The organism is Actinomyces urogenitalis DSM 15434 (assembly GCF_000159035.1).
GTDB lineage: Bacteria > Actinomycetota > Actinomycetes > Actinomycetales > Actinomycetaceae > Actinomyces > Actinomyces urogenitalis.
On the sequence record NZ_DS999574.1, the window covers coordinates 787,581 to 799,445 of the forward strand.

The window sequence follows — 11,865 nt, forward strand, 5'->3', positions numbered from 1 at the left end:
GCGGCACCCTGGAACCGACTGTGTTGGGCCTGGACCGACGCACCGGGGCAGCGGCACCGCCGTCGTCTTAGGCGGGTCACAGTCGGTTCCCATGCCCACCGCACCCGAACCGAGTGTCCAGGGCCTGAACCGACGCACCAAGGGAGGCCGGGGAGACCGCGGAGGAGCGGCGGCCCCGGACGCCAGCGGACAGGATGGCTCAGAGCCGGCTCCTAGACCCGCTCGATGGTTGCACCCAGGTCCGTCAGGCGCCGGGCCGTTGAGGCCCGCAGCTCGCGGCCGGTGATGACGCGCTCCAGGTGGCGCACATGACCAAAACGCGCAAAGGTGTGGTGGCCGAACTTGGCGTGCGAGCCCACAAAGATCGAGCGCTGCGCGGCTGCCAGCACTGCTTCCTTGACCTCGGCCACCGACGGGTTGGGAGTGGTCATCCACCCGTCCTCACCCACGCCGTTCGCCCCCACGATCGCCAGGTCCGGCTCCATGTCCCGCAGCATCGAGGTAGCCCACCGGTCCACGCTGGCCAGGGTGACCGGCCGCACCCGTCCGCCGATGACGATCACCGTGGTGCGTGGGCGCTCGGCCAGCTCGATCGCCGCGGGAAGCGAGGCCGTGATGATGGTCAGGTCCCGGTCGGTCGGCAGCGCACGCCCCACGAGCAGGGGGTGGTAGCCCTCGTCCAGGAAGATCGACTCGGCAGTCCCTAGATACTCCACCGCTGCCGCAGCAATCCGCTCCTTCTCATCGATGTGATGAGAGAAGCGGAACTCACGGCTGGACTCGAAGCTTCCCGAGTCCGCAGCCGTCACGGTGCCGTAGCTGCGCTGGATCCTCCCTGCCGCCTCCAATGCCCGCAGGTCGCGGCGGATGGTCTCCACGGAGACCCCGAAGCGCTCAGGCAGCTCCGCCACCTGCGTCACCCCGGTGGTGCGCAGGTAGGCGATGAGAGCGTCGCGGCGCTCCTTGGCGCCTGAGGCGGGCGGTCGAGGAACAGCCATGACTGCCAGGCTAGTGCGCGATGACCACACGCAGGTTGCGCGGCCCATGCACGCCGTTGACGCGCACAAGCTCAATGTCACTTGTGGCGGAGCCGCCGGCGATCCACGTCGTCGGACGCTCCGGGTGGCACCCGAGCACGTCGACCGCTTGAGGCACGGTCGGCATGATCGACTCACGCTCGATCACCACCACATGCGTGTCCGGCACCAGCGTGATCGCCCGGCGCCCCTGGTCACTCTCGCCGTCCAGGCAGATCGTGCCGGACATCGAGATCGAGACCCGCGAGCAGGTGACCACGGCGTCGATGGCGTCCAGCTCCAGGGTAGGAATCGGCGCCTCGCGTGAGTCCTCGCGCACGCTGCGCCCTCCCCGGGCGGCGGCCTCCTTGTAGGCCTGAGGCAGCCCCGAGGGCACCACCACGCTGCTCGCCCCAGCCTGGGTGAGGAAGCGGTCGATCTCCTCAGCAACGGCGTCGTCCGCAGCGGCCGTGACCACCTGGGCGGAGTAGTCCTCCAGCTTCTCGATCATGTCCGCCACCACCGGCTCGGAGCCGGGGGCGTGCCGGCCAACCCGGATGTAGTCACGCGGGATCTCCCGCACGGGGCGGCCAGCCTGGGAACGGGAGATCGCGTCACGCGCGCGGGCAAGGATCGCAGTCTTGGCATCCATCACTTGGCCTCCTTCGTGGCCGAATCCGCTTCGAGGGCAGCACGGGCCGCGGCCACGGTCTCAGGCGGTGTCACGCCGTCGGGATGAGTGCGCTTCCACCACTGACGCAGCGACTCCTTGGGAGCCACCGGGATGTCACGCGTACGCGTCCACAGCGAGGCGGGGAAGGGCAGAGCGCCGATGGTGGCGTCCTTGCCTCCCAGCAGGCGTGAGGCCTTGACGGCGTAGGGGGCGCTCTTCCACAGGGCCGGGTTGGACATGACCGGCGTGGTCGCTGCCATCCCCAGGTCCCACATATCCGGCACTGCGCGGCGCTTGACGTCCACGCTGCGCGCCCGCAGGTGGATGAGGATGGTGGGAATGTCGATCTTGACCGGGCACACGTCCGCGCAGGCCCCACACAGCGAGGAGGCATAGGGCAGGGTGTGGACCGGGTCGTCGTCAGCCAGGCCCTGGGTCAGCTGTGGGGTGATGATCGCGCCGATCGGCCCGGGGTAGACCGAGCCGTAGGCGTGACCGCCGGTGTGCTGGTAGACGGGGCAGATGTTCATGCACGAGCCGCAGCGGATGCAGGCCAGCGCCTGGCGGCCGATCGGGTCCGTCAGGGTCTTGGTGCGCCCGTTGTCCATGAGGATGAGGTGGAACTCCTGCGGGCCGTCCCCCGGGGTCACGCCCGTCCACATCGAGGTGTAGGGGTTCATCCGCTCGCCCGTGGCCGAGCGCGGCAGGAGCTGGGAGAAGATCTCGATGTCCTGGTAGCGGGGCACGAGCTTCTCAATACCCATCAGGGTGATGAGAGTGTCCGGCAGGGTCAGGCACATGCGCCCGTTGCCCTCGGACTCAAAGACGGAGACAGTGCCGGTCTCCGCCACACCCATGTTCGTGCCCGAGATGGCGACGGTGGAGTGCAGGAACTTCTTGCGCAGGTGGGCGCGTGCCGCCCCGGCCAGTTCCTCGGGGTTGTCAGACAGGTCCTGCGGAGCGTCCTCCATACGGTCCAGGAAGATGCCGCGCACCTCAGCGCGGTTGCGGTGGATGGCCGGCACCACGATGTGGGAGGGCATGTCATCGGCCAGCTGGACGATGAGCTCGGCCAGGTCCGTCTCGTGGGCGGTGATGCCCTCGTCCTTGAGGTACTCGTTGAGGTTGGTCTCCTGCGTGGCCATGGACTTGACCTTGACGACGTCGTCACAGCCCTTGGCCTTGAGGATCGAGGCGATGATGCGGTTGGCCTCGGCGGCGTCGCGCGCCCAGTGGACGATGCCCCCGTGTGCGGTCACGTTGGCCTCGAACTGCTCCAGCAGCTCGGGCAGGCGCGAGGCGACCTCGAACTTGACCGCCTCGGCGGCCTCACGCAGCTGCTCCCAGTCCGGCATCTCCTCCACCCGCTGGCCGCGCTTGGCGCGGATCGTGCGGGTGGCGTGGCCGAGGTTACGGCGCATCTGGGTGTTGGCCAGTGTGCGGTGGGCGCCCTCAGGGAAGGTGTGGCCCCAGCGCAGCGTGTCCTGCGGTGTGGAGACGTTGGTGACCCAGCCGCCGGTGTGGGCCTGGCTCTGGGCCTGGACGGACGGGATTCCGAGGAAGACCTGAGACATTACAGCTGCACCGCCTCGTTGGAGGGCTGGAAGGAGACATGACCGGTGAAGGGGGCGTCCTTGGTGGAGGCCAGGATCTCGGCCAGGTGCATCACTCGCACTCCCGAGCTCTGACGTGACAGAGCCCCTCCGATGTTCATCAGGCACGAGTAGTCGCCCGCGCACAGCACCTCGGCCCTGGTGGACATGATCGCGGTGGTCTTGTCCGCGAGCATGGCGGTGGAGGTGTCCGAGTTCTTCATGGAGAAGGTGCCGCCGAAGCCGCAGCAGATCTCAGCGTCCGGCAGGTCCAGCAGCGTCAGGCCCTCCACGGCGCGCAGCAGGCGGTAGGGGCGGTCGCCGATCTTGGCGATGCGCATGGAGTGGCACGTGGGGTGGTAGGTCACTGTGTGCGGGAAGTAGGCACCCACGTCCTCAAGGCCCAGGACGTCGGTGAGCAGCTCGGACAGGTCGTAGGTGTGAGCACCCACCTGCTCCACACGGCGAGCCAGGCCGTGGTCTCCCACGTGCTCGGCCACGAGCTTCTGCTCGTGACGTACCGCCCCGGTGCACGATCCGGAGGGGACGACGACGGCGTCCCACTCCCCGTCCAGAACAGGGGAGAAGGCCTCGACGTGGTTGCGCACGATCTTGGCGGCGTCAGAGAAGTAGCCGGTGTTGGCGTGCATCTGGCCGCAGCAGGTCTGGTTCTCAGGAAGCACCACCTCGTGCCCCAGACGCTCCAGCAGGGTGACGGTCGCCTGAGCGGCCTGAGGGAACATCGTGTCAGCCAGACACGTCGCGAACAGAGCGATGCGCACGGAACTTCCTCACCATCGTGGACAGAACGTCCCCAGGTTAGGAGCCTGCTCGGTCACGTCCAGGGGCCGCTAGGTCCCACGGGCCGACGTCGTCGCTCGCCTCCCAGCTCTCGCGCGGCAAAGTCCCTCCTCGCCTCGCCGCTGCGAGCCGGCCCCAGCAGGGGCGAGGACCGGAGGAAAGATCGACAATGCGCAAGCCCAGACTGCGGTTATAGCCCGGAAATACCGGCCTGTGCACCTGGCCTGGGTGCGCTGCCAGGAGCTCGTATGAGGCGGCTGGCTCCGGCCGATCAGCCCACCATGAGCGGGCCGAGCAGGCCCTGGGAGGCTGCGAGCACGAGCAGGCCCAGCGTTACCACGAGGCTGAGGGAGTAAGGCGCCGCCTTCTTGAGGATCTCGGCGTCCGTTCCCGGGGAGTCCACTGCCCCGGCCACGATGGCCAGGTTCTGCGGCGAGACGATCTTGCCCAGTCCTCCTCCGATCGTGTTGGCCGCCAGCAGGATCCGCGGGTCGATCCCGGCGCCGGCGGCCGCGGTGGACTGCAGGCCGGCGAACAGGGCTCCTGCCGAGGTCGCCGAGCCTGCCACGGCTGTGCCGATCCATCCCAGGAAGGGGGACAGGAAGGCGAAGGCGGCTCCTGTCTGGGCCAGGGCCGCCCCGATGGCGGTGGTCTGCCCGGAGAAGTTCATGACGTAGGCCAGCGCCATGACGGTGACGATGGTGAGGACGGACAGTCGCAGGGAGTAGATGGTGCGTGGCAGCACCATGAACATCTCACTCACGCTGGTGCCAAAGCGCCCCCCGGAGGAGACCCGGCCGTAGACCACGGCCACGATGGCCGCGGTGAGGAAGATCCAGGTCCCGGGGTTGGACAGGATCTGTAGGGTGTAGACCGGAGCGCCTGAGGGCTGGCCGGACTCAGTGAGCAGGTGGCCGTACAGGCCGGGCCAGCCGATCGCGACATCGGCTGAGGACAGGGCGGCGGACAGGTCGACCCCGATCTTCCACAGCTTGGTCACGGCGATGATGACCACCACGAGCACGTAGGGAAGCAGCGCCAGGAGGATACGCGCGCGGTCAGGGCGGTCAGAGTCCTCAACGTGCGTGCGCAGGTCCTGCGGCGTCGTCGGGCTCCACACCCGCAGGAAGAGGTAGCAGGCTGCCAGCCCCAGCAGCGAGGCGACCACGGCGGTCAGCTCGTAGGAGACCGACGGGGTGACGAAGTGACCGAGCCCAGCCGCGCCACCGGCCACCAGCGCCAGCGGCCACAGCTGACGCAGGCCGCGCACGCCGTCGAGGATGAGCAGGACGAGGAAGGGGACGGCCAGCGCCAGCACCCAGCTGAGGTGGCCCATATCCGTGGCCATCTCCACAGGGTCGACCCCGCCCAGCCGCGCTGCCGTGGTCACCGGGATGGCCATCGCGCCAAAGCCGACGTTGACGGAGTTGCCTACCACAGTGGCGGCGGCCGCACGCAGAGGACGCACCCCCAGGGTCAGCAGCATGGCCCCGGAGATCGCCACGGGAGCGCCGAATCCGGCCAGGCCCTCCAGCAGGCCGCAGAAGCAGAAGGCGACGATGAGCGCCTGGGCGCGCTGGTCGCCCTTGCCGATGGTGTTGAAGACGGCCTTGAGGTCTTGGCTGCGCCCCGAGGTCTCGGTGAGGTTGTAGAGCCACACGGCCGCCACGATGATGTAGATGATCGGTAGCAGGCCCATGGCTGCGCCCTGGCTGGCGGCCAACGCTGTCATGCCTACGGGCATGGAGAAGGCGGTGACGGCGATGACGCCGGCCACGGCCAGTGAGAGGAGCGCGCACCAGTGGGTGGCGACCTTGAAGACCCCCATGAGCACGAAGAAGACGAGCAGGGGTACCAGCCCCACCAGGGCGGTCAGTGCCACGGAGCCGCCCACGGCCGTGGTCGAGGGGGTGAAGGAGGCAGGGGCGATCATGGGGATCGCGGTGGCCAGGAGCGCGGTCATGAGCTTCTCCGGTCTCGGGGGGGGGGGCGGGCGTCGTTGCAGGCCCGGTGGACGCCCCCATCATGGCACCCCTGGCTGTTACCTCACGTCCTGGTCGGCCCAGTCAAAGGTGCGGGTGACCGCCTTCTTCCACAGCCGGTAGGTCCGGTCGCGCTCGGCCGGGTCCATGGACGGGCTCCAGCGCTTGCCCTCCTGCCAGTTGGCGACCACGTCCTCGATCCCGGACCAGAAGCCCACCGCGATGCCGGCGGCGTAGGCCGCGCCCAGCGCCGTCGTCTCGGCCACCACGGGGCGGATGACGTCGACCCCGGACAGGTCGGCCTGGAACTGCATGAGCAGGTCGTCGTGCGTCATGCCACCGTCGACCTTGAGGTCCTTCAGCGGCACCCCGGCGTCGGCGTTCATGGCGTCGAGCACCTCGGCGGACTGGAAGGCGGTGGACTCCTCTACCGCGCGCGCGATGTGGCCCTTGGTGACGTAGCGGGTCAGCCCCACGATTGCGCCGCGGGCGTCATCCTTCCAGTAGGGGGCGAACAGCCCGGAGAAGGCGGGCACAAAGTACACCCCGCCGTTGTCCTCCACGCTCGCCGCCAGCTCACCGATCTCGGAGGAGGAGGTGATCAGACCGAGGTTGTCACGCAGCCACTGCACGAGCGAGCCGGCCACGGCGATCGATCCCTCCAGGGCGTAGACCGGCTTAGAGTCGCCCAGCTGGTAGAGCACGGTGGTCAGCAGGCCTCCTTCAGAGAAGACCGGCTCCTCGCCGGTGTTCATGAGCATGAAGCAGCCGGTGCCGTAGGTGTTCTTGGCTGAGCCCTTCTCGAAGCAGGCCTGGCCGAAGGTCGCTGCCTGCTGGTCGCCCAGGATCCCGCAGATCGGGGTGTCCACGAGCAGCCCGTTCTTGCGGCCGTAGCCGTAGATCTCGGAGGAGGACTTGATCTGGGGCAGCATGGAGACCGGGATGCCGAAGTCGGCGCAGATGTCCTCGCGCCAGGTCAGCGTGCGCACGTCCATGAGCAGGGTGCGTGAGGCGTTGGTGACGTCGGTGGCGTGCACGCCACCGTTGACCCCGCCAGTGAGGTTCCACAGCACCCAGGTGTCCGGGGTGCCGAAGAGCAGCTGACCGGCCTCGGCCTTCTCGCGGGCGCCCTCGACGTTGTCCAGGATCCACTTGAGCTTGGTGGCCGAGGGGTAGGTGGAGATGTTCTCGCCGGTGATCTGGCGGTAGCGCTCGGTGCCCAGCGGGTGGCCGGCGGCAATCTCGTGGGCAATGTCCCCGGTGCGCACGTCCTGCCACACGATGGCGTTGTAGACCGGCTTGCCGGTGCTCTTGTCCCACACGATGGTGGTCTCACGCTGGTTCGTGATGCCGACGGCGGCCAGCTGGTGACGGTTGATCTGCGCCTTCTGCAGGGCCTCGGCCACCACAGCACGCACCGAGTCCCAGATCTCCATCGGATCGTGCTCCACCCAGCCGGGGCTGGGGAAGATCTGGCTGATCTCCTGCTGGCCGACCGAGACGATCTGCCCGCTGTGGTTGAAGATGATGGCGCGTGAGGAGGTGGTGCCCTGGTCAATGGCCAGGACGAACTTCTCCGGCTCGCTCATGATGAGGTCCTTTCACGTCGTTGTGAGGAAGATGGTAGGCGCGGCCCGGCCGCCTTAGATCGCCGTGGTCACGTGGGCGACGGCAGCCGCGTCCGTGGCCTCGGCCTCGGCGGCCAGGACCTGCTCCACGCGCGAGGCGTAGGCAGCCTTCTCCGCGGCGACGGCCTCCTCGTCCCAGCCCAGCAGCGGGGCCATGATCTCGGCCAGCTCGTCGGCGGCGGCCAGGCCGTGGTCGCGGCGCTCGATGTCCAGGCGCACGCGGCGCAGCAGGACGTCGTCCAGGTGGGCAGCGCCCTCGTGGGTGACCGCCCAGGCGACCTCGGCGCGCAGGAAGGCAGGCTGGATCTCCAGCGGCTCGCCCCAGCGCCCAGCCCGGCCCTCCTCGGAATCGATCGCCTCCAGGATCTGGGGCAGCTCGTCTCCGTAGCGGTCGAGCAGGTGGGTCACTCGTGCCAGCGTCCAGCCGCGCTCGCGGGCGATCGTGCCGGCCTGCTTGGCCAGGCGGTGGTAGCCGGCGGCGCCGACCAGCGGCAGGGTCGCCGTCGTCGAGGGGTGGGCCTTGGCGCCGCCTTCTCCCAGGGCGTGGTCCACGGCGTCTTCAGCCATAACCCGGTAGGTGGTGAGCTTGCCTCCGGCGATCGCCGTCAGGCCGGGAGCAACACGGGTGACGGTGTGCTCGCGCGAGACCTTGGTGCTGGCGGCCTCGGCGCCCGGGCGCAGCTTGGGCTGGAGCAGGGGGCGCAGCCCGGCGTAGACGCCGATGATGTCCTCGCGGCGCACCGGCTTGGCCAGTACGGCGTTGGCGTGCTCGAGCACGTAGTCGATGTCCGCGCTCGTGGTCACGGGCTTGGACACGTCCTCGGTCCAGGGAGTGTCCGTGGTGCCGATCACCCAGTAGCGCGGCCAGGGGATGATGAACAGGACGGACTTCTCGGTGCGCACGAAGATGCCGGTCTCGGCGTCGATCGCCTCCTTGGGAACCACGATGTGGATGCCCTTGGAGGCCAGGACCTTCAGGCCCCCGGCGTCCGTGGCCAGGTCCTGGGTGTCCTCCGTCCACACGCCCGTGGCGTTGATGACCTGGGTGGCCTTGATCTCGTGGCGCTCGCCCGTCTCCAGGTCCGTGACCACCGCACCGTGCACCGCGCCGGCGTCGTCCTTGAGGAAACCGGTGACCTTGGTGCGGTTGGCGGCGTAGGCGCCCAGTCCCACCGCGGTGCGCACCAGGTCAATGACCAGGCGGGCATCATCAACGCGCGCGTCGTAGAAGCGGATGGCGCCGGCCATCTTGGACGGGTCAAGCGCGGGGGCCAGGGCCAGGGTGCCCTTGCGGCCCAGGTGCTTTTGAACGGGGACGGTCTGGTGCCCGTGGGCGCCGGCGATGGCCAGGGCGTCGTACATGCCGATGCCGACGGCGGAGTAGGAGCGCTCGATCTGGTTCTTCAGCGGCCACAGGAAGGGCTGGGCCTTGACCAGGTGCGGGGCGGTGGTCTCCAGGAGGCGCCCGCGCTCGGTCAGGGCCTCGTGGACCAGGGCGAAGTCGAGCTGGTAGAGGTAGCGCAGGCCTCCGTGGACCAGCTTGGAGGACCAGGAGGAGGTGCCGGAGGCCCAGTCGCCCATCTCGACCATGCCGGTGCGCAGCCCTCGGCTGGCGGCGTCGACGGCGATCCCGGCTCCGGTGACCCCGCCGCCCACGACGAGGACGTCCAGACCCTCGGGCTGGCTCATGGCGGCCAGGGCCTCGGTGCGCTGGGTGGTGGTCAGGGCGGTGGACTGGGTGGCGCTCATGATGCTCCTCGGGGTTGCGATCGACTGCGGAGGGCGCGACGGGTGTGCCCTCCGGCGGCGTCTGCACCGAGCATCCCGAGTTGGTGTGACAATGGGCAAGCCAGATGCACGAATGTGCACGATCGGTTTGCGGAGGTGGAAAATATGACCATCGCACCCAGGTCCCGGTCCGCCAGGAAGGCCGGTACGGCGCGCAGCGAGCCGGTTGGTGAGGCCCTCGGCCAGGCTGAGGGTGACGACGTCGCAGCCCCCTCGGCCCTGTCCGGCTCGCCTGACGCCCTGGTCACCTACGAGGCCGCCTCCATGTACTACGCCCAGGGCGAGACCATGGAGGTCATCGCCCGTCACCTCGGCGTCTCGCGCTCGACCGTCTCTCGCCTGCTGGCCCGTGCGCGGGCGCAGGGCATCGTGCGCATCGAGGTGGTCCAGCCCGGCGGGGCCGGCAGCCTGGAACGGGCCCTGCATGACGAGCTCGGGGTGCGCACCCAGATCGTTCCTGTACGCGAGGGGACCACGGAGATCCACCGCCTCCAGCAGGTGGCGGCTGTTGGAGCGGCGCGGATGCTGGACCTGGTCACCGAGCTCTCGCCCCTGCCCGCGCTCGCAGGGGCGGACCAGGCCGCAGGCGGTGCAGGAGCGGTGGGGGATGCAGGAGCCACAGGCGGTGCAGGGGCCGGCGCCGCGGGGCTGCCGGTGGGCGAGGCGGGACTCGTCGTCGGCGTGGCCTGGGGGACCACGATGAGCGAGGTGGCCGCGGCCCTGCCCGTGCGCCAGGTTCCGGGCCTGACCGTGGTCCAGCTCAACGGCGCCTCAGATCCGCTGCGCGAGGGACCCAGCGCCGCCGAGGTCCTCACCCGCATGGGACAGGTCCTTGGCGCCCGCACGATCTCCTTCCCCGTCCCTGCCTTCTTCGACCAGGTCGCCACGCGCCAGGCCATGTGGTCCGAGCGCTCGGTCAAGCGCGTCCTAGCCGTGGCCCGCAGCGCCCGGCTGGCGGTCTTCAGCGTCGGCTCGCTCGGGGCGGACGTGCCCTCCCAGGTCTACGCCGGAGGGCACCTGTCCCGCGCGGACATGACGGTGCTGCGGCGCGAGGAGGTGGTTGGCGACGTGTGTACGGTGCTCCTGCGAGCCGATGGCACCTGGGGTGACATCGACCTCAACGCGCGTGCCACCGGCCCCACACCGGTCCAGCTCTCCCGGATCCCGCGCAGACTGTGCATCGTGGCGGGCACCGGCAAGGCCCGGGCGACCCTGGCCGCGCTACGGGCGCGGGTCGCCACGGACCTCGTGATCGACGACGCCACGGCGCGTGCGGTCCTCGCGCTCGCCCACCGGAAGGAGACGCTATGAGCACGGCCCCCCACACCGCCCCAGGCAGCGAGCACCCCAGCGACCTTCCGGAAGACCGCTCCAGCGGTCGCCACCTCGTGCTGCGGCCGGCGCGTCCGGCGGACGCCCGCTCGATCGCGGAGCTCGTCCGCCCCTACGCCGAGCGTCGCATCCTGCTGGGCAAGGACCTCATCGCCTACTTCGAGGACATCCAGGAGTTCACCGTGGCGGAGAGCTCGGCCGCCGGCCCGGACGGCAAGGCCGTCAGCGGGATCATCGGCTGCGGTGCCCTGCACGTGATGTGGGATGACATCGCGGAGGTACGCACCCTGGCCGTGCGACGCGACCACCTCCACCGAGGGGTGGGCTCGGCGCTCCTGGGTGAGCTGGTTGACCGTGCCCACGCCCTCGGCCTCAAGCGGGTCTTCTGCCTCACCTTCGAGGTCGACTTCTTCACCGCCCACGGCTTCCACCCGATCGAGGGCACCCCGGTGGGCACGGACACCTTCAGCGAGATGGTCCGCTCTCACGACGACGGCGTGGCCGAGTTCCTCGACCTGGCGCGAGTCAAGCCCAACACCCTGGGCAACTCCCGCATGCTGCTGGAGCTGTGAGCGCCGCGCGCCAGGCGCAAGCCGGTCCCGACCCACGCGCCGTGGTCGACTGGTACCGCGCTCACGCCCGAGACCTGCCCTGGCGCCACAGTGGCACCAGTGCCTACGCGGTCCTGGTCTCAGAGGTCATGAGCCAGCAGACCCCGGTGTCCCGGGTGGTGCCGGCCTGGCAGGAGTGGATGCGCCGCTGGCCCGATGCCACCGCGCTCGCGGCGGCGCAGAGGGCTGAGGTGCTGCTCGTGTGGGGCCGCCTGGGCTATCCCCGGCGGGCCCTGAGGCTAGTGGAGGCGGCGCGCGCCGTCGTCGAGCGTCACGGTGGCGAGCTGCCCGCCGACCGTGACCAGCTCCTGGCGCTGCCGGGCGTCGGGGACTACACCGCCGGGGCGGTTCTCGCCTTCGCCTACGGGCGCCGCGCACTGACGCTGGACACCAACGTCCGGCGCGTCCTGGCCCGGGTGGTCGGCGGTCAGGCTCTGCCGGC

Annotated in this window: 10 protein-coding genes; 3 read left to right on the plus strand and 7 right to left on the minus strand. The window is 69.7% G+C overall.

The annotated features are described in order from the left end of the window. Positions 1-212: 212 nt before the first annotated feature. From HMPREF0058_RS03410 to HMPREF0058_RS03440, 7 genes are all read right to left on the minus strand, one after another. Entirely contained in the window at positions 213-998 is a 786-nt protein-coding gene (locus HMPREF0058_RS03410) for a DeoR/GlpR family DNA-binding transcription regulator (protein WP_006548285.1), read from the minus strand. A 10-nt stretch (positions 999-1,008) separates the two neighbouring features. Then, a complete protein-coding gene (locus HMPREF0058_RS03415) occupies positions 1,009-1,668 on the minus strand; it encodes a LutC/YkgG family protein (protein WP_040319672.1) in 660 nt (219 codons plus the stop codon). Further along, on the minus strand, positions 1,668-3,263 hold the full coding sequence (locus HMPREF0058_RS03420) for a LutB/LldF family L-lactate oxidation iron-sulfur protein (protein ID WP_006548287.1): 1,596 nt from the start codon (positions 3,261-3,263) through the stop codon (positions 1,668-1,670). The genes HMPREF0058_RS03415 and HMPREF0058_RS03420 overlap by 1 nt, the downstream gene beginning before the upstream one ends. Then, positions 3,263-4,063, minus strand: coding sequence for a (Fe-S)-binding protein (locus tag HMPREF0058_RS03425; RefSeq protein WP_006548288.1), 801 nt, complete (start codon positions 4,061-4,063; stop codon positions 3,263-3,265). Before HMPREF0058_RS03425 ends, HMPREF0058_RS03420 begins: the two co-directional genes overlap by 1 nt. Before the next feature lie 290 nt (positions 4,064-4,353). Next, the gene (locus tag HMPREF0058_RS03430; protein WP_006548289.1) at positions 4,354-6,045 is read right to left on the minus strand and encodes an L-lactate permease; all 1,692 of its coding nucleotides are present in this window, start codon (positions 6,043-6,045) and stop codon (positions 4,354-4,356) included. Between the two features lie 78 nt (positions 6,046-6,123). Then, entirely contained in the window at positions 6,124-7,653 is a 1,530-nt protein-coding gene (glpK, locus tag HMPREF0058_RS03435; protein WP_006548290.1) for a glycerol kinase GlpK, read from the minus strand. 54 nt (positions 7,654-7,707) lie between these two features. Next, positions 7,708-9,441, minus strand: a complete 1,734-nt coding sequence (locus HMPREF0058_RS03440) for a glycerol-3-phosphate dehydrogenase/oxidase (protein WP_006548291.1) — start codon at positions 9,439-9,441, stop codon at positions 7,708-7,710. Positions 9,442-9,585: 144 nt separating this feature from the next. Here HMPREF0058_RS03440 and HMPREF0058_RS03445 point away from each other — a divergent pair, with 144 nt between their 5' ends. From HMPREF0058_RS03445 to HMPREF0058_RS03455, 3 genes are all read left to right on the plus strand, one after another. Further along, entirely contained in the window at positions 9,586-10,791 is a 1,206-nt protein-coding gene (locus HMPREF0058_RS03445; RefSeq protein ID WP_006548292.1) for a sugar-binding transcriptional regulator, read from the plus strand. Beyond that, positions 10,788-11,384, plus strand: coding sequence for an amino-acid N-acetyltransferase (locus HMPREF0058_RS03450; protein WP_006548293.1), 597 nt, complete (start codon positions 10,788-10,790; stop codon positions 11,382-11,384). Before HMPREF0058_RS03445 ends, HMPREF0058_RS03450 begins: the two co-directional genes overlap by 4 nt. Beyond that, positions 11,381-11,865: HhH-GPD family protein (locus HMPREF0058_RS03455; protein ID WP_006548294.1), on the plus strand; the 485-nt coding region annotated here is incomplete at its 3' end. The genes HMPREF0058_RS03450 and HMPREF0058_RS03455, both read left to right, overlap by 4 nt.